The 17,961-nt window shown below is 36.1% G+C and carries 17 protein-coding genes; 1 reads left to right on the forward strand and 16 read right to left on the reverse strand.

All coding sequences use genetic code 11. The annotated features are described in order from the left end of the window. Nucleotides 1–29 precede the first annotated feature (29 nt). From FB551_RS13065 to FB551_RS23290, 9 genes are all read right to left on the reverse strand, one after another. Nucleotides 30–2,414 carry a TonB-dependent receptor gene (locus tag FB551_RS13065; RefSeq protein ID WP_142017804.1) on the reverse strand — a complete coding sequence of 795 codons (2,385 nt, stop codon included), beginning with the start codon at nucleotides 2,412–2,414 and terminating at the stop codon, nucleotides 30–32. Between the two features lie 260 nt (nucleotides 2,415–2,674). Next, on the reverse strand, nucleotides 2,675–3,031 hold the full coding sequence (locus FB551_RS13070; RefSeq protein WP_226798685.1) for a hypothetical protein: 357 nt from the start codon (nucleotides 3,029–3,031) through the stop codon (nucleotides 2,675–2,677). Between the two features lie 149 nt (nucleotides 3,032–3,180). Beyond that, a complete protein-coding gene (locus FB551_RS13075; protein ID WP_142017805.1) occupies nucleotides 3,181–5,109 on the reverse strand; it encodes an ABC-F family ATP-binding cassette domain-containing protein in 1,929 nt (642 codons plus the stop codon). Between the two features lie 271 nt (nucleotides 5,110–5,380). Next, nucleotides 5,381–6,736, reverse strand: a complete 1,356-nt coding sequence (locus FB551_RS13080) for a T6SS phospholipase effector Tle1-like catalytic domain-containing protein (RefSeq protein ID WP_142017806.1) — start codon at nucleotides 6,734–6,736, stop codon at nucleotides 5,381–5,383. A gap of 151 nt (nucleotides 6,737–6,887) precedes the next feature. Continuing rightward, entirely contained in the window at nucleotides 6,888–7,565 is a 678-nt protein-coding gene (locus FB551_RS13085; protein WP_047434794.1) for a response regulator transcription factor, read from the reverse strand. Continuing rightward, nucleotides 7,534–8,205 (reverse strand): sensor histidine kinase, encoded by a 672-nt coding sequence (locus FB551_RS13090; protein WP_226798686.1) that lies wholly within the window; start codon nucleotides 8,203–8,205, stop codon nucleotides 7,534–7,536. The genes FB551_RS13085 and FB551_RS13090 overlap by 32 nt, the downstream gene beginning before the upstream one ends. A gap of 110 nt (nucleotides 8,206–8,315) precedes the next feature. Beyond that, on the reverse strand, nucleotides 8,316–8,939 hold the full coding sequence (locus FB551_RS13095) for a hypothetical protein (RefSeq protein WP_047434796.1): 624 nt from the start codon (nucleotides 8,937–8,939) through the stop codon (nucleotides 8,316–8,318). Nucleotides 8,940–8,955: 16 nt separating this feature from the next. Beyond that, the gene (locus tag FB551_RS13100; RefSeq protein WP_226798687.1) at nucleotides 8,956–9,735 is read right to left on the reverse strand and encodes a hypothetical protein; all 780 of its coding nucleotides are present in this window, start codon (nucleotides 9,733–9,735) and stop codon (nucleotides 8,956–8,958) included. A 62-nt stretch (nucleotides 9,736–9,797) separates the two neighbouring features. Further along, nucleotides 9,798–10,418: a DUF5715 family protein gene (locus FB551_RS23290; protein WP_047434802.1), complete on the reverse strand. Its 621-nt coding sequence runs from the start codon at nucleotides 10,416–10,418 to the stop codon at nucleotides 9,798–9,800. Nucleotides 10,419–10,637: 219 nt separating this feature from the next. Here FB551_RS23290 and aqpZ point away from each other — a divergent pair, with 219 nt between their 5' ends. Beyond that, nucleotides 10,638–11,354, forward strand: coding sequence for an aquaporin Z (aqpZ, locus tag FB551_RS13115; protein ID WP_034696881.1), 717 nt, complete (start codon nucleotides 10,638–10,640; stop codon nucleotides 11,352–11,354). A gap of 263 nt (nucleotides 11,355–11,617) precedes the next feature. On the opposite strand, the gene FB551_RS13120 is transcribed toward aqpZ, so the two are convergent. The 7 genes from FB551_RS13120 to FB551_RS13150 form a co-directional block, all read right to left on the reverse strand. Then, nucleotides 11,618–12,163, reverse strand: coding sequence for a hypothetical protein (locus tag FB551_RS13120; protein WP_047434806.1), 546 nt, complete (start codon nucleotides 12,161–12,163; stop codon nucleotides 11,618–11,620). Between the two features lie 186 nt (nucleotides 12,164–12,349). Continuing rightward, nucleotides 12,350–13,342 carry a LuxE/PaaK family acyltransferase gene (locus tag FB551_RS13125; protein WP_185150210.1) on the reverse strand — a complete coding sequence of 331 codons (993 nt, stop codon included), beginning with the start codon at nucleotides 13,340–13,342 and terminating at the stop codon, nucleotides 12,350–12,352. A gap of 196 nt (nucleotides 13,343–13,538) precedes the next feature. Next, the gene (locus FB551_RS13130) at nucleotides 13,539–14,309 is read right to left on the reverse strand and encodes a UDP-2,3-diacylglucosamine diphosphatase (protein WP_142017810.1); all 771 of its coding nucleotides are present in this window, start codon (nucleotides 14,307–14,309) and stop codon (nucleotides 13,539–13,541) included. Nucleotides 14,310–14,329: 20 nt separating this feature from the next. Further along, on the reverse strand, nucleotides 14,330–14,776 hold the full coding sequence (locus tag FB551_RS13135) for a 6-pyruvoyl trahydropterin synthase family protein (protein ID WP_047097353.1): 447 nt from the start codon (nucleotides 14,774–14,776) through the stop codon (nucleotides 14,330–14,332). 73 nt (nucleotides 14,777–14,849) lie between these two features. Further along, nucleotides 14,850–16,292, reverse strand: coding sequence for a serine hydrolase (locus FB551_RS13140; RefSeq protein WP_142017811.1), 1,443 nt, complete (start codon nucleotides 16,290–16,292; stop codon nucleotides 14,850–14,852). Between the two features lie 71 nt (nucleotides 16,293–16,363). Beyond that, nucleotides 16,364–16,756: a hypothetical protein gene (locus FB551_RS13145; RefSeq protein WP_047434813.1), complete on the reverse strand. Its 393-nt coding sequence runs from the start codon at nucleotides 16,754–16,756 to the stop codon at nucleotides 16,364–16,366. A 32-nt stretch (nucleotides 16,757–16,788) separates the two neighbouring features. Then, entirely contained in the window at nucleotides 16,789–17,955 is a 1,167-nt protein-coding gene (locus FB551_RS13150; protein ID WP_142017812.1) for a hypothetical protein, read from the reverse strand. Between the last annotated feature and the right edge of the window lie 6 nt (nucleotides 17,956–17,961).

The raw sequence follows: 17,961 nt of genomic DNA on the forward strand, positions 1-17,961 counted from the left end.
AATTTTGATTGAATAGTTTTTTGAAATCTTTAGAATCTGTATCTAAAGTTTAAAATAAAGTTTCTTCCCGCCTCATCTGCAAAGAACCTCAAACGGTTCAGATACTCTCTGTATGAGGTATTGAAAAGATTGTTTACGATAAGTCCCGCAGAAAGATTTTTGCTGATGTTGATTCCGGTTTGGATATTCCAAAGTGAATATCCGTTTGGCGGAGTACTGAAATCTATTTCCTTATCCACCAATTCACCATTCACATAAAGTTCTAATGGTGCATTTCGGATCGGGAATCTGGTTTGTTTTAAAAACGTCTGATTTTCAACAGTGAAATAAAAATTATTCCATTTCGGTTTTTTGAACTGCAATGCATTGGAAAAATTTGGTGGCATCATTAAGATCAACGGTTCGTTGTGGGTATCGTCCTGCCCATATACATAACTTCCTTTTCCTACATAGGTAAGATCTTCTGTAAGTTTCCAGTTGATATCCAGATCCACGCCGTACATTTTCGTATCAATCTGCTGATACACCCATTCCGGGAATACCCCTCTGATTGTTCCCTTAATTCCTACCGGAATTTCGTTAATGAAATTTTTAGTGATGAAAAAATATGGGTTTACTGAAACATTTAACCCTTTCAGAACATTAAACTTCGAGTCAACATTCAAATTAAACTGATGTCCCTGTTCATTTTTCAATCCCATGTACCCGGTTTCAATGATACCTGCAGAATGGTGCAGCCCGTCTGAGAATAATTCTGCAACATTAGGAGATCTTCCTACTTTTGCATAATTAAATTTCAGATCAAAATTAGCATTGGGACGATATTCCAGACCAGCATTGAAAGAAACATTATTATAATTAAGTTGAGGGCGTGTTAAAACTCTGTTCTGATCTGTTTTCACATAAAATTGTGGATAAGCATCTGCATATAATTTTTCCCAGTCACTTTTATCATACCATTTGGTTACATCATAACGGGTGAAATCATATCTCGCTCCTGCTTCAAAATTGAATTCAGGAGAAATTTTATATTTGAAAACTGAATAAGCTCCTGCAGAATATTTATCATAATTTGGAATCAGACGTCTTGCTTTGGTTGCCGGATCTGAATAATTGTTTTGAAAGGCAGCATCAATTCCTGTTTCTAAAGACCATTTTTCCCTCTCTAATAAATCATTAAGATTAAACTGATGCGTCATCAGTTCCAGATCCAGTGAAGGTGTATCACTCAACTCACCTCTTCTAATATCATATTCCTGCCTGTGGTTGTATTGATAGCTATATGTTGCAGATATTTTTCCTATATTTTCAAACCTTTTGAAAGCTGAAACTTTTGCAATATGATGTTCAATCACCTGTCTTGGATTATCAATATCATAGCTGAATTTACCTGAATATATTGGAGGGTTGGCCTTCATTGCCCTGTCGTAATCTTCAGAAGTCGAAACGTGTGAATCTCTTAATATCCCAATATTCTGATTTGTCAGGTAATAATCAAAAGAGATTCCTCTTTCATAAGTATTATTCTGAACTGTAAAATTGAAGGAAGAAAAATCCATTCCCGTATTTTTCAAATTATAGTTGGGAGCACTCTGATCACCAAGTTTCTTGATGTTTCCGCCAGATTTGACCGCCCATCCGTTCTTCCAGACTTTAGCTACATCAACATCTAATCCAAGACCTCTTCCGTTGGAAATTCCAGTAAGCCCGACTGAACCTTTGATGGTATCCTTTTTAGGGAAAATTTCCGGTTCCATTACAACTACTCCACCAATGGCATCACTTCCGTATTTCAAAGCGGACGCTCCTTTGATGACATCGATATGTTGAAAATTATTAATATCAACATTAGGAGCATGCTCTACTCCCCATTCCTGCTCAGCAAGACGTACTCCATTATTCAGAATACTGATACGGCTTCCATAAAGCCCATGAATAACAGGTTTTGAAATATTATTTCCGGTTTTCAAAGCAGTTACCCCTGAAATTTTAGATAATAAGTTTCCAAGATTATCTGTAGAATTTTTCTCAATTTCAGATTTATTAAGGGTTTTGACTACCAATGAACCATTGTTCTTATGACTACCATGAATCGTCACAGTTTCGATGTCTTTAATGTGGTGTTCCAGTGTAATCACCAGCTGAACATCCTTATCAACTCCTATATTTTCAGTATAATCATTGCAATCAGGATGCTGTGCGATGAGGGTATACTTTCCTGCAGGAATTTTATCAAAAGAAAATTGACCTTTCTTATTGGTTTTGGCTGTAAAGTTCCCGATTTTAATCACTGCATTTTCCAGCAATGTTTTATCGTGGAAATCGTGAACGGTTCCCTCTACAGTATATGTTTTTTGTGCACTTGTAAATACTGATCCACAAAAGATCAGCAGCAGGCAATATATCAATTTCATTGTAAATAGATTGATTGCGCACCCTTTTCAACAGGGTACATTTTTCGTTAAAATTTGTGGGAAGGGTTAGTTTGATTGTACAGTGTATTCGTGGTAAGAAGTTAGAGGTTGGAAATTAGTAATTGAACATTATTAAATATCAATTACGGATTATCTGCTGTTTTCCAACAACCTTAAACCTTAAACCCTAAACTTTAAATATTGAATTTGAAACATTGAACTTTAAAGTACAAAACTTTAAACCCTGTAGAATCTATGAATTATGCAATTGCGGGCGGTCCCCGAAGCTGGAAAGTGAATTTGGTCTGTGACCAGATTTTCTCCTGGATGGCGATGATTTGTTTTACTTCATGGCTGTAATGCTCAAAAGTAAAACTGAATTCTTCAGGAGCTAATGTATGTCCGGTAACCAAAAAGTGGCAGGCCAGACAGTCGCCAGCTTTCTCTTTAGTAACGGCTTTCGTCATCATATTTTCTGCTTTTTTAAGATGAAAAACCTTAAAATAATCTACAGAATCGTGATGGTGAAAGCTTTGAGAAAGCAGCGCGAGGAAATACACTCCAAACAATAGCTTGGAGATAAAACTCTTTAGGTTTCTGCTTTCTTTAATAATCATGGTCCAAAATTATGAAAATAATTTAATTGTTTCCTTAAACTTTTATTAAATTACTTAATGATTGTTGACAATGGGTAGAAATGAATACGATTTTGTTACAAAAAAAATGCTTCATAACGTTGCGTTGATGAAGCATTTATATTTTAAGTTTAATCCAGTTGGGTTCCAAGATATTCCCACTCCTGTAAAGCTGTATCCAGCTCTTCCTTAGCTTTGTTGTATTGTTCTAAGGTTTCCTCTGAAGGATTCTCTTTGGCAAAAGAAGCTTCCATTTCCTCTACTTTAGTTTCAAGCTCAGAAATTTTCTCTTCTACTTTCTTGATTTTATTCTGAATATTTTTCTGTTCTTTACTAACGATATTAGAAGATTGGCTGCTTGTTACGACAGGTTTTTCTTCTACTTTCTTAGGCTCTACCTTTACTTCACTGTGAAGTTTAGCTTTTTCAGCAGAAATCTCTCTGATGGTTTCTTTCTGTCTGTACTCCAGGTATTCGTTGATATCTCCCAGGAATTCTTTCATTTTCCCATCACGGAATTCGTAGATCTTATCACAAAGTCCCTGAAGGAATTCCCTGTCGTGCGAGATGACAATTAAAGTTCCTTCAAAATTCTGCAGTGCCAGCTTGATAATTTCCTTAGACTGGATATCAAGGTGGTTGGTAGGTTCGTCCATGATCAGCGTATTGAAAGGACGAAGTAACAGTTTACAAAGTGCCAGACGGTTTCTTTCTCCTCCGGAAAGTACTTTTGTCTTTTTAGTAACAGCATCTCCCTGGAAAAGGAAAGATCCTAATAAGTCTCTTACTCTTGGTCTTGTCTCTTCTGTTGCAGCATCTTCTGCTTCTTCAAGAACCGTTTTATTAGGGGTTAAAACCTCTTCCTGATTCTGTGCAAAGTATCCGATATTAACGTTATGTCCAAGATTCCATGTTCCTGAATAATCTTTAATATCTCCCGCCAAAATTTTAGCTAAAGTTGTTTTCCCCTGTCCGTTTTGCCCCAAAAGAGCAATTCTGTCTCCTCGCTGAACGATAAAATCTACATCATCAAAGATCTGCTTCTGTCCGTACGCTTTCCCAAGATTGATAGCTTCGAAGATTACTTTCCCCGGAACCATAGACTGAACGAAACGGATATTGAATTTTGAAACGTCTTCGTTATCAACTTCGATACGTTCTATTTTATCTAATTTCTTAATAAGTGACTGCGCAAAAGATGCTTTGGTAGCACTTGCACGGAACTTATTAATATTATCTTCCATCTGCTTGATCTCCGCATCCTGATTCTTTTTAGCCTGAATCAGTTTTTCACGGCGGTCTTCTCTCATGACAAGATATTTTGAGTAGTTGGCTTTATAGTCGTCAACTTTTTTATTGTTGATATCAAAAGTACGGTTACACACCGCTGTCATAAACTGCTTATCGTGACTTACCAGAACAATTGCTCCCGGGTAGTCTTTCAGGAAGTTCTCCAGCCAGATGATGGATTCCATATCCAGGTGGTTGGTAGGCTCATCGAGAAGCATGATATCATTCTTCTGAAGAAGTAATTTTGCCAATTCGATTCTCATTCTCCACCCTCCGGAAAATTCATCAGTGATTTTTTGGAAATCATCTGCTTTAAATCCTAAACCAAACAATACTTTTTCCATGTCACCTTCAAGATTGTAGGCGTCATGGTTCATCAAAAGGTCATTCAGTTCCGTCATTTTATTAATCAGATCCGTGTAGGAATCACTTTCGTAGTCCGTTCTAACGGTCATCTGGTGATTCACTTCTTCAAGCTCTTCTTTCCATGCATTAATCTGCTCAAAGGCCTGCATGGTTTCTGCCCATACCGTTCTTCCTTTTACAAAATCAAGATCCTGCTTCAGGAAACCAATGGTAACGCTCCCTTCAGTTACCACTTCTCCTTCGTAGAAATTAATTTCTCCGGACAGCATTTTTAATAAAGTGGATTTTCCCGCTCCGTTTTTACCAACGAGACCTACTTTATCATCCTTTTTAATGGTGAAATTGACATTTTGAAATAAATAATTTCCTGAATGGTGTAACCCTAAACTTTGAACCGAAAGCATCTTAATTAATAATTAGTAATGAATAATGAATTTTCGGGTGCAAAAATACGGAAAAAGAAATGAATAGTCGAGAAATAAAAAAACGGCTTCCGGAGAATAGTTCTAACATGGATATAAAGCGGTTGAATCTTGGATCTGCAAAATTCCCTTTAGTTGAAAAACAAACAGATCACAATATCTCAAAATCCGGCATTGGTTCCTACTCAATGTAAAAAAAGGAGACACCATAAGATGTCCCCTAACCTAAATTTAAAACTGAGAAGTTTTTTCACTAATTCTCCCATTCATTCAATACACTAGTTGTCAGTATTTTTATAATAGAACGAACCCATATATCATTATTGGGAACGTTTGTTCCGTAAAGAAAATCTGCAACAAAGCTGTCTTCCGGCAGATGAAGTTCTAAAGAAAGTCTTTTTGCCTGGCTTGTTTCATCAACAGAAGTACTGCTTGAAACATTTAATCCGTTATTGATCAGCTCTATATTAATTTCACGCTGGGTCCTGTACTGAAAACTATCACTATACAATCCGAAGTTCGATGAAATATGAATATAATCTGTAAATTTTCCGAAATCATAGATGGGCTTTTTGTTTGCAGAAAGATCCTTTACATATTCTTTCATTTTAATATAAAACCGGTTAAGAAAAGCATGTCTATTATAATCTATTCCAAAATAGGCTTCATTCTCGGTACTAAATACCGATAATATGGCATTAGTTTCGTCCATCATCAGTTTTCCATATACTTTTGACAGGTCATTGTATACTTTATCACGGCAAACATATGCCTGTGAAAGACCATCCGCAGTTTCCACTTTATATTCTGAGAGTAAAGCATCCCATATTTTATTTCCATCCGCATTGGTTGTTGCATTTCTGATATCTGAAACATAGTTATGCAGATCATCAATATTATTGAAATCTGTAGAAATATAAACAGATTGCGGTCCTTCCAAATATCCTCCTCCAATGTCAGCATGATCTCCAGGGACAAATACTTCCTTCCACACTGACAATTGATTTTCTGATTTTTGGTCCTGCATTGTTTTCGAATTCTCAAAAAAACCTGTAAGTGGAAAGAAAAACCTGCTCTCATTGACCGCACAGAAATGCAAAGCATTCTCTACCTGTGCAGACACTTTCATATTATAGGTATTAAAAGGCCTGGATTCTACCGTATCAAAAAGTCCCAAAAATTTTATTCTGCAATTTCCCACAGCGTAATTTGTCAAAAGCTGATTACAGAAAGTTCTTGCCAGCATACCACCTCTTCCGAATCCGTAGAGGTAGAAATGGTATTCCTTTGTCTCATCATGTGCTGTTTCTTGTACAAAATCAGCAGCTTTCTGAAGTTTATCATCAGATGAATACCCGCTTCCATACGGCGGATTTGCACATGTTGCCATAGCAAAATTATTATCTTCATGCCCTGTCAAAGTACCAATTCCCTCAATATATATCTTTTCATCTCCAATGAATAAACTGTATAATTTATAGATATTGCTGAAAGTGCCGTAGTAGCTTTCATTATTGTTCAGCGGTTTATCCGGTGAAAGAATATTTTCCCCATTATTTCCTGTACCGTCAAAGAAAATCCCGACGGAAATCACTCTGTTATCATTCATGTTTCTACTTTAATTTTTTACTAAAGATCCTGTTTGTGTTTTTTTTCAACTACCATCCCTGAAAGAGACATTTCAAAATAACAGAAGAAAAACAAGGTTAGCTAGAGTGAAAAGTACCAAATAAAAAAATCCGTATTTCTACGGAATCAATTTACATTTTTTCTAAAGCGTAAATATTGTTAACAATGGCATAGATCACTATTCCCACGGTATTCCTGGCTCCTATCTTCTCCAGAATACGCTGTCTGTGACTTTCTACGGTTCTTGGGCTGATAAAGAGTTTTTCTCCGATTTCATTGTTGGTGAATTCCTGACAGATAAGTTTTACCACATCTTTTTCTCTTTCTGAAAGCTCATCTTCTGTTTCAAAAAGAGAGTTTTTCTTGGCAGAACCATTCATGTAGGTAAACAGCATCTGATGATCTTCAGCGGTAAAAAAGACTCCATTTTTATCCACCATCGTAATTGCATCAATAAAGGTTTTCTTATTCGAGTTTTTGGGAAGAAATGCCGATACTCCCAGCTTAACCATGTATCCAAGAATAGAGGTTTTATAATGGGATGACAGGATAATAATTTTAAGATCCGGATATTTTTCTTTGAGGATTTCTACCAGCTCAAACCCGTTCATAGGTTTCATCTGAACATCTACGAGAGCGATATCAGGAAATTCATCTTTTGAAAGTTTTCCGAGGTCTTCTATAAAATCGGGGCCATTATCAGCGGTAAGGCATACCGATATATTTTTTTCATTGGACAGCAACATTTTTACCCCTTCGAGGATCAGCTGTTCATCATCAATCAGTGCTAGTTTGATTTGGGAACTCATGATATTTTGGAATTTTTATGATTAAACGACTTCCTTTATTCGAAAAAGTTTTTTTCCATTTGTGTGTGGCATTCATTGATTTGATGCGGGATTCAATATTTTTGATTCCCATTCCTTTTTTCACTTCTTCATATTCAAATCCCTGTCCGTTATCAGAAATTACCACGGCCATATTTTCGGGATAATCTTTAATATAAATCCAGATATCCGTTGCGTCTGAATGCTTGATTACATTGGTGGTAAACTCCTGAATAATCCTATACAGCTGTACTTCCCCGAAAAGATCTTTCTTTTTATATCCCGGCATCACCTGCAGAGAAATATTGATTTTATGGGAAAGGTTCGCTATTAATTCTTCAACATATAAAACCAGCCCCACCGATTCCAGGTTTACAGGGTACAATGAATGGGAAATACTTCTGGCAGCATCAATCAGGGAAGACATCTGGCCATAGATATTTTTTTTAATCAGCTCATCTCCCTGAGTATCGAGGTTATTCAGCCATAATGAAAGAATATTCAGGCGGTTTCCGATATCATCATGAATCATCACTGCAATTCTTTTTCTTTCTTCTTCCTGGGCTTTGATGTTTTCCAGCACTAATTTTTTCTGATGGAGAACTTCTGCTTCATGCTGCACATTTTTTTCCTTAATAATTCTGGTTATAAAAGCTCTGTAAGCTAGAAGAATAAAGGATACTATAACTGTTATGGTAACAATTATAAGGATCAGCAGGTTGATATTTAGCGTTACTTCTTTAATCTGAAAAAAGTATATAAAAGTGAACAGTACAAAATACTCGAAAGAATATTATTGGCACTGAGAATAGTATAGTAATCGTTTTCCGACAGATTGGCGATCTGATGCTGGATAATAAAAATAAACACCGAAACGGAATAGTAGAAAAAAATACTGGCATCTACCAGAAGAAAGCGGTTCTGGGCGGAGGTATTCTTAATTTCCCGGATCAGGGTAAATCCGGAAAGGCAGATGATCATAATATTGGAAACTACTTTCGCAATATCAGCATTGGCAGGATAGTCAAATCCGTATTTCGAGATCATAAAGCCCGCTGCCATTACACCTACAATCCACAGAGCATATCTTGGCCAGTCCAGTTTCCTGATGAATAAACCTGTCAGCAGGAAAAACTCTCCTGCGATGTACAAAGGATAAAGGAATGAGGTGTCATTCAATCTGAAGATATAAGGCAGGGCCAGATTCAGCAGCTCAATAAAAAAAAGAAAAGCAATACAATAAAAATATTGCTTTTCTTTATGATTTAATATGCGGTATTTTGCTGCCCCCAGCAGTATAACGGATAGGAGCAGTGCATAATTCAGGAATAAAATTGCCTTATAAAGTTCAGCCATTCCTCAGTATATCGTTTTAAAATTCACCTCCAACTTCTACATCCGGAATACGGCAGATAGGAGGACATGGTTTTGCCCAGTCGTATGTATTGGAAATTGATTCGGCTCCAAGTTCTGCATTCCTAAGGTTTTCACGGAAAGAGATAAAAATAAGTGTTACCAGCATTTTCCCATAAATATCATTGTATCTGATACCAAAGGAACAGGTAATACCTGCCAAACCATCATCAGAAAGGCAAAGGTCTGCTGTAGGGACAAAGAATTTTCTGAAGATTCCACTTCCCTGATTTTCTCTGCTCTCTTTATAAAACCAATCCATACCTTGATTTCTCCAGCGTTCAATAGCATCTACAGCTTTATCCTGCTCAAGAATTGGGGTATTGGAAATAGGAAATCCCATATTGGCATTCTTCTCCGTGCTCTCAAGATCTTTCGATAGAACAGCATTTCTAATAAGAGTGTATTCCTGAATCTCCTGAAGTCTCAGATCTTTTTCCATCTCGGTAAGGAAGCTGTATGGATATTCTTTTACATCTATTTTTACCCCATCGTTATTCATAGGATAAAAGATAAGGATCAACCGATCTCTGTAAATTCCTACTGCAGCACAAAAGTCTTTATAATCCTTGAACCCTTTCATCCATTCAAGGTGTTCTCTGGAAATATTAAAAACATAGTTGGTAGGGATAAGTTTTTGAATTTTGGAAAAGTCAGAAAGGGATGCTTTCCACTGGTTTGATGCTGCTCTGCATTCTTCTACAGGCAGCATATAGTCCACAATGTTTAATGTTGACATAAGCATAGTTTTTAGTTCTATAAAAGTATAGAAACAAAACATGCTATGCAAGAGGATTTTAATTAATAATTTTTCACAGTAATATGATAACAGCTCTGTTGCTTCTCTTTGATATAATATATTCTACCAGCCTTCTCATAATACTTTAAAACTTTCTCCAGCGCTACTTCCATCTTCGGATTGTATTTCAGAACATTGTTAAATCTGACATAGGAAATATCAAAAGAATTACCATAATTGTGAGAACTGATCCCTAGTGAGGCATTAGAATTCACTCTTCTCAGCCTGCATTGGTCTTCAAGCGTTCTGGTAATGGACGAAACAGTAAATGTACCTCCTTTGGTATCCTTACTGAACTTGGACCCTATTTTCTCCAGAGTGGTTTTTCCCTTTGATACCATATAAGCTCTGCTGTAATCAAGCCTCTGAACGTGATATCCTTTCCCTGATTTTTTTATTTTGTGGAATTTACCGCTATTGATGTATTTCTGTACTGTTTTGGAATCTTTCAGTAGCTGTACTCCAAAACTCTTTGATGCATCAAGATGAGATTTATAAAGTGGCGTGGGTTCAACCTTCAGTACAGTGGCAAGATCGTAGCAGGGAAAAGCTTTTTTAGCTGCCTGCGCATAATGTAAACTATAAATAAAAGGTACAAAGACCACACAAAAAAACTTTCTCATTCACCGTCCTTTTAAATTACAAATGAAAGATAAAACATTTATGTTATATCTTTCAAAACCGACTATAATACTCTCTGAATAAATCCCAAACAAACTTTACACCAAATTACAGATTTTGCAATTTTTGTTCACTCTTTTTCGAAATATTTTTTCAGTTTTAACTTTTTACTTTAAGATTTAAATTTTACATTTGAGATACTTTAAACAATAAACAACATGATAAAAAAACTTTTCGCTGAATTTTTCGGCACATTTTGGCTTGTTTTCGGAGGATGTGGAAGCGCTGTTTTCGCAGCGGGTGTTCCAGACATCGGCATCGGACTGTTAGGCGTTGCTTTAGCCTTCGGTCTTACTGTTCTTACCATGGCTTACGCCGTAGGCCATATCTCAGGAGGGCACTTTAACCCGGCAGTTTCTTTTGGACTTTTAGCGGGAGGAAGATTTCCTGCAAAAGACCTTATCCCTTACATTGTAGCCCAATGTCTGGGAGCGATTGTAGCAGCAGGATGTCTGTATACGATCCTTAACGGAGCCGGAGCGGTAGAATTCTCAAAACCCGGAGATTTTGCCACGAACTTTTACGGTGAAGCCGTTTACAATGGAAAAGCTTTCAGTATGGGCGCAGCATTTCTTGCTGAGTTTTTATTAACTGCATTTTTCCTTATTGTAATCATGGGAGCCACAGATAAGTGGGCTAACGGTAAGTTTGCCGGTCTTGCCATCGGTCTTGCGCTTACTTTGATCCACCTGATCTCTATCCCGATTACGAATACTTCTGTAAACCCTGCAAGATCACTTTCTCAGGCAGTCTTTATGGGAGGAATTGCAATGTCACAACTTTGGTTGTTCTGGGTAGCTCCTATTTTAGGGGGAGTTGTAGGAGGGCTAATCTACAAGTTCTTACTTCAGAGAGATACTGCTGAAATTGCAGATTAATTTTACAATAATATTCAATGATAAAATCCTGTCAGGCGGCAGGATTTTTTTATTTTTTGGTTCTTGATTTTTTGTAAACGCAAAGATTTTATAAGAGAAGCTTTTTATTAAAGAGAGAGCAAAGTGGTTACAACTACGGCGTTGATGAAGTGATAGGTTTTACAACTGCTTAATAAAAATCAATGAAATTGATTCCTTCTTTGCATCCTTAAGACAAATCAATAAGAAATTAAACTTTGCGTTAATAAAGAATTTTTTTAATCTTATTTCAGTTTTTTGATGTCAAAAGGATTTTTAAAGATCAGTTCTTCATGTTTCCCTTTGATTTCCATTTTACGCTGAAGAAGGTTCAAAGCCATCTTCCTGATAAAAAAATCTTTATCATTCAATTTCCAGTAAGAATCTTCATGCAGCTTTTTAGGCTGGCGAATCAGATAAAATTCGGTATCCCAGGTATCTGCATTGTGATAAAACTCGATGATTCCGCAATGTTCCGGAATTAAAGCAGCATCTACCATTCCCATCGGGAGCAGAAAACTGAAAGAATTACACATATAATCCCCACAGGAAATTTTATCGTGTTTCAGAAATTTTTCTCCGGTGTCTTTATTCAGGTATGATTTTTTGAAATCATTTTTAAAATCACTTTTCGAAAGCTTGATCTCAATTTCGTGACTTCCACCTTCTGAATCAATGATCAGAATGTCCGCTTCCCAATCAGCCTGAAAATAGTTAGTCAGTACAATTTCTTTTTCAAAATCGCAGTGTGAATGAATATAGGCATGTATAAGTTCTTCTATTTTGATCATTTTTTATGATGGTAAAAATATTTAATAAAACGCAATGCCCGCAAAGTTTTTAATATCCAAGTGTTTAAAGGCTCGTAAAGGCGTTTCACTCAGCAAAAGTCAAGCTATTTTATTTATTGTGATTATACAAAAATTGACAAGCGAAGCGAATTGACCATTCACCATTGTTTTCTTCGGCTTAAATCATCAACTCACCAGCAGACTGCAGCCTCTGATATCGGAATGATCTATTCTTCCCAGCACCTGAAATTTATCACCTACAATTTTTCCTAGATCCTGTGTTGCAATAAATGCGCAGGAATGGGTATTGGCAAGATCAATGATATTAATAGCTCCTGTACGGCCTTCTTTTTCGTAAGCCAAAGGATCTTCTGCATTCCGAACCATTATTCTCATCCAGTTGGGACACTCATATTCATTATTTCCAAGGGAATAAGCCTGTGAAAGTAACTCAGTCATTGAATATTCTGAATATATTCTGTCCGTTTTAAGTCCTTTCTGTAAAATTTTCAACAATTCATCCTTGGTCATTTCTTCCTTTCGTCCTTTCATACCACCGGTTTCAATTACGATTAAATTTTCAGGGAAGTTCAGAGATTTTTCGCTTTGCTCAGAATGACAGTAATCAAGAAAGTCTAATAAGGCAAACGAAACCCCGAAAAGAATAACCTTTTTGCCCTGTAATGTATTTAACAATTCAAAAAGTTCGGCATGATTATAAAGAAAATATCCGTTTTCCGGTTTTGCAGACTTCTTCATCAGATAATCTACCATATAAATAAGTGATGAATTTTGTCTTTCAAGATAGCTTGGAAGTAATCCCAGAAAAATAAACTCTTCCGGCTTTCCGATAAATTGTTCAAAACTTTTATAGATACTCTCTTCATACAGCTCAGGATCTGCGATGAAATGCCTGGAAAGGTTCATCTGTGTTGTACCTGAACTTTGAAAGACAAGATCTGCAGCAACATTTTTATCCAGAATCTGATGGTTTTTAAACATTTCAATAGGAAGAAAGGGAATTTTCACCAGGCGATCGACCTCATCGGGATTAACCTTCAGAAAATCAACAAATTTCCGGTATATTTCAACATTTTCATATTGATAACGAAATGTTTTCAATGCGGCATTCAGGAAATCCTGTTCAGTCTGTATGTTGAATATATTTTTCAGTTCCATAATTTTTTGAGTTTCTTAATCCCCGGCTACAGGGCAATTACAGAGATAGAATATTTTTTTAGTAATTTTTTTAATGTATAAAACCAATTTTGGTAGACTTCTTGCAATGAGTTACTTGGAATATGGATTAAAAACAAGAGTGGGTTTTTCCACCCGTTCGAAAGTTACCTCTTTTTAGGGGTAATTTTTTTTTGCTTTATTTTTCAAAAGTTTTCAGTTCAAAATCTTTTTCAAAAACCCCATATGTGAAATAGGAAATCCAGTCTCCAAGGTTGATATATTTTGCATTCTGTTCCAGATCCAGTACCATTGGCAGGTGTCTGTGTCCATAGATAAAGTAGTCAATCTTCTGAGTTTTCAGTTTTTCCTTGGAATAAATAATCAGAAATTCTTTATCTTCTCCCAGAAAAGCTTTGTCCTCTTCTCCGGAGATCATTTTATTTTTTTGGGACATGTATAATGCAATTTTCATCGCAATATCGGGATGAAGCCATTTGAAAAACCATTGCGCCACCGGATTTGTGAATAATTTTTTCATTCTTTTATATCCTTTGTCACCAGGTCCCAGTCCATCTCCATGAGCCAGCAAAAACTGCTTCCCTCCCATTTCAAAATATTGTTTCTGATAGAATACGGTACAACCAATCTCTTCTTCCAGATAATCCTTCATCCAAAGATCATGATTCCCGACAAAGAAATAAATATGAATTCCTCTGTCTTTCAGTTCCGCAATTTTTCCAAGTACCCGAACATATCCTTTGGGAATGACGTGCTTCCATTCATGCCAGAAGTCAAAAAGATCACCCATTAAAAACAAAACCTGAGCATCTTCCTTGATCTCATCCATCCAGCGTATAAATCTCTCTTCGCGCACCTTGCTTTCCTTTGGTGTAGGGGCACCAAAATGCTGATCCGAAGCGAAATACACTTTTTTTCCAGGTTCTAAATTAATTGTTGTTTTTAACACCTTCTGAGTTTTGTGAAAAATTATTGATTATCTTCTGCAAACCATTCTCCATAAGAGTTTTCTGTCTCATGAAGTTTAAGATAAGCTAAAGAAATTCCTTCGGGAAGTCTTGATTTGATTTTAGCAGCAATGGCATACAACATGTTTTCACAGGTTGGCTGGAAGCTGCAGTAGATTACTTTATGTCCTTTCTGCTCAAGGTCATCTCCCAACTCTTTGTGTGGAGACAGTGCATTAACAAGAACCGCATGGTCCCAAACGTCTACGATCTCAGATTTTACGATACTTTTGATATCTCCGAAATCTACCACCATTCCATTTTTAGGGTTTTCAATATCATTAATCGGTTTTCCTTTCACTGTTACAAACAGCTTATAGGAATGTCCATGCATATTTTTACACTTCCCATCGTAGTTGTAAAGCACGTGAGCCGTTTCGAATGTAAAAATTTTTGTAATACGTATCATAGTACAAAGATAGGATAAAACAGCTTAATACAGAAAAGACTGTTTCTATTACAACGATTTTAAAATATTCTTTTTAATCCATTTTTAAAGTCAGATTATTATCTCTGGTTCCATCCACATTCATTGCTTTGTAAGGTGCAGAAAGCCAGCCTTTTTTATTCATGACAAATTTGAACTGATAGGTTTTTCCTTTTTCGAAGTGAGATTTTGGCAGTACCAGTTCAAAAGTATTGTTCTTTTTCAGGCTCATGTAATATGCCTGGTCATCAGGATTCCAGTTATTAAAAGAGCCGGTAACTGACATATTTTTGATATATTCTACACTTTTCTCTTCAGGAAATTGATAAGAAAAAATGATATTATCCTTTTCAGTTCGATAGCCATAGTTTTCTTTTTTAAGATTGGGATGAACAATAGGTTCAGACTTTGTATATTCTTCTGCCACCATGTACGGATCGAGCAAACGTTTATCCATCATACCTGCAATCTGATTGATCATAGGGTAAAAAACCGGAAATTCTTTATATCCGTTGTACATCACTACAATTGCCATATTCTGATCTGGGAAAATCCTGTAAGCACTTACATTTCCTCCTGAGAAATTATAGGATTTTATTGTATTAAATAGGTCCATATCCCAACCATGAGCGAAAGTGATCTCTTTATTTTTGTATTCAAATGGCTTCCACATCAACGCCTGAGTGGCAGGTTTTAGAAAATCATTTTTGCTCAAATGAATGCTCCACTGTAAAAAAGCGGGTAATGCAATCGCCAAACCATTCGCTGAATGTGCTCTTCTCCCTTCTACAAATGTAGACTTTTCATACTGGTGTGTATTCTTATTGTAGACATACTTTACAATTCGGTTAGGAATTTTCTCAATGGAATTGGATGAAAATACGACCTGATTTTTAGAATCTGAAAACTGATTTTTCAGGATATAATCTTCAAATTTCTCTCCTGTTATTTTTTCAATGATCATCGCAATCAGCATGTAGTTGGTCTGATTGTACCTGTAATCACTTCCGGTTTCAAATTCCATTTTTTCTTTTGACAGGCGGTTGATAACCTCAGCGTTGGGTGCATCTGTTGCAATATCACTGAAATTAATCCAGTTAGGCAACCCTGAAGAATGAGACAAAAGATTTTTCACCTTAACATTCTGCCATTCTGCCGGTATATTGTCAATATATTTTGAAATTTCATCTTCCAGAGATACTTTCTCCTTCTCAATAAGCTGAAAAATCCCAATATTGGACATCAGTTTTGTTGTGGAATACACCCTGAACATGGAATTTTGATCTATCTTTTTATCACTTTCCAACGTTTCTGTTCCGTAATATTTCTGAAAAGTTACTTTATTGTTGGTTACAATTCCTACAGCCATTCCCGGTATCTCATTGATTTGAATAACCTTTTTAATATATTGATCAATTGCTTTTGATTGTTCTGCGGTCTGACTGTATGCTGTAAAGAAAAAACCTGATAATACTAGTGTTAAGATAGATGGTTTCATGGGGAGGTTTGTTTAATGTTTCCTTATTAAAAACAGCTGTGAGCCTTATTGTATTACATTAATAGAAAAAATTATCTATTATTTTCTGGTTTTAATTGATCTGTTTCAAAGCCTAATTCATTCAAATAATCCAATCCGTTTTGTATTTCCATTGAATTGAATCCTGACCATCCTTTTTTTAATCCCAATACAATGAACTGCCTGATATACTTTGGCCTATTAAGATTTACCTCATCTTCTGAACCTGTCATTTTATTCACCAGCTTCACACCTGATTGTAAAGGCTGTCCCATCACATAATCATCAACAGTCAAAGATTTGATAATTAAAGGAGTTTGCTTTTGTCCGTTTAAAAATACTTTTACAGTCAAAGTATTAGTCTTCGTTTCGGAATGATATTGATTGGAAACTGAATACAAATATTCTACAGCATTGATGGTTATTTTTCTTAACTTACTTTTCATTACCTTATTTTTCTATCAAGCTGTTTCAAACATTATTTCACCGTTTTTTCAAATCTGTTCGTGATTTTTTGCTCTTTGTCTTTTACAACAATTTCATACTTCCCTTTATCCAGGATTAAAAAATGATGGTCTTTAGAAGTATTGACTTCAATAATATCAGCAGGAATCCCCTGTTTTTCAAACTCTCCTTTCCGGTACGCTAAAACCAATGCCGGATAGCTGGAAACTTTAGAAGCTGGAATTTTATAAAGTGTCCGGTTTCCACGCAGCATCCAATCTGGTCTGCTTTTAACATATTTTGTAACGGGATGAATGATTTTAATATCGGTATATAACTCCTTGTCTTCCCCATTGTATATTTCCTGATTTTCATCTTTTAAAACAACGGGCACTGTATTTTTCACCAGTCTTAAAAGGGGTTCATTAAATTTCAGACTACTTTTTTCTGAAAACTGAGTCTGGTCAATGGTAAAAGGATTGATCCCCGTAAGGTCTGAAAGCCTTCCTGCCATTGTTTTTTCCCAGGATTTATGAACACCTTCGTATGCATGCTGGTAACCACAATAAATGAGGTATTTTCCCTCTTTATTTTTCTGCATAAAATCAAAGATATTTTTTGCTTCTCCAATTTCTCTTTCTTTATTATTTCCTTCAGCTTCGTATGGAAAAAGGGTAAACCCAATTTTCAAAGCATGGTAGATAAAATTTCCGAATTCAGGTTCTTTGGAATAGTAACCGCTGTTGAGGGCTGCAAATTTTGTAGTATTTAAAGAATCATTCGCTAATGTTTCCATTCCCAAATATCTGTAGCCTTTGTCATACAATCCCTGAAGTAAAGAAGAAGCAAAAGTTCTGTGACTGGCGTTATGATGAGCTTCATTCAGGATGACAATCTGTTCATTACCTGCTTTGTCTAAGATATACTCTTTTGCATTAACAGGGATTAATTTTGAAAACCTCAGACTATCTGCTGTGCTCAGCTTTTTTACTCTTCCAAAAGTTATATCCCAACTTTCCAATGCCGGTTTGTATTGTCCGCTTATGGAATAATATGTTGCCGCCATCTGGCTTCTCCAGGATTGACTTTGGGTAGAGTCCGCTACCTTTTTTTTGATATCATCTGTAAACCAGTAAGGGTTTTCCTGGCCATAACCTGCCATGCTTACCAACTGTAATGCCAGTGAATATAAGAGCTTCATGAATAT

The organism is Chryseobacterium aquifrigidense (assembly GCF_006716485.1).
In the GTDB taxonomy this organism is placed as follows: Bacteria; Bacteroidota; Bacteroidia; order Flavobacteriales; family Weeksellaceae; genus Chryseobacterium; species Chryseobacterium vietnamense.

What these genes read in the sequence shown, in the direction of transcription:
- FB551_RS13065 (WP_142017804.1), bottom strand. Translation starts at nt 2,414, where the DNA reads ATGAAATTGATATATTGCCTGCTGCTGATCTTTTGTGGATCAGTATTT.
- FB551_RS13070 (WP_226798685.1), bottom strand. Translation starts at nt 3,031, where the DNA reads ATGATTATTAAAGAAAGCAGAAACCTAAAGAGTTTTATCTCCAAGCTA.
- FB551_RS13075 (WP_142017805.1), bottom strand. Translation starts at nt 5,109, where the DNA reads ATGCTTTCGGTTCAAAGTTTAGGGTTACACCATTCAGGAAATTATTTA.
- FB551_RS13080 (WP_142017806.1), bottom strand. Translation starts at nt 6,736, where the DNA reads ATGAATGATAACAGAGTGATTTCCGTCGGGATTTTCTTTGACGGTACA.
- FB551_RS13085 (WP_047434794.1), bottom strand. Translation starts at nt 7,565, where the DNA reads ATGAGTTCCCAAATCAAACTAGCACTGATTGATGATGAACAGCTGATC.
- FB551_RS13095 (WP_047434796.1), bottom strand. Translation starts at nt 8,939, where the DNA reads ATGGCTGAACTTTATAAGGCAATTTTATTCCTGAATTATGCACTGCTC.
- FB551_RS13100 (WP_226798687.1), bottom strand. Translation starts at nt 9,735, where the DNA reads ATGTCAACATTAAACATTGTGGACTATATGCTGCCTGTAGAAGAATGC.
- FB551_RS23290 (WP_047434802.1), bottom strand. Translation starts at nt 10,418, where the DNA reads ATGAGAAAGTTTTTTTGTGTGGTCTTTGTACCTTTTATTTATAGTTTA.
- FB551_RS13120 (WP_047434806.1), bottom strand. Translation starts at nt 12,163, where the DNA reads ATGATCAAAATAGAAGAACTTATACATGCCTATATTCATTCACACTGC.
- FB551_RS13125 (WP_185150210.1), bottom strand. Translation starts at nt 13,342, where the DNA reads ATGGAACTGAAAAATATATTCAACATACAGACTGAACAGGATTTCCTG.
- FB551_RS13135 (WP_047097353.1), bottom strand. Translation starts at nt 14,776, where the DNA reads ATGATACGTATTACAAAAATTTTTACATTCGAAACGGCTCACGTGCTT.
- FB551_RS13140 (WP_142017811.1), bottom strand. Translation starts at nt 16,292, where the DNA reads ATGAAACCATCTATCTTAACACTAGTATTATCAGGTTTTTTCTTTACA.
- FB551_RS13145 (WP_047434813.1), bottom strand. Translation starts at nt 16,756, where the DNA reads ATGAAAAGTAAGTTAAGAAAAATAACCATCAATGCTGTAGAATATTTG.
- FB551_RS13150 (WP_142017812.1), bottom strand. Translation starts at nt 17,955, where the DNA reads ATGAAGCTCTTATATTCACTGGCATTACAGTTGGTAAGCATGGCAGGT.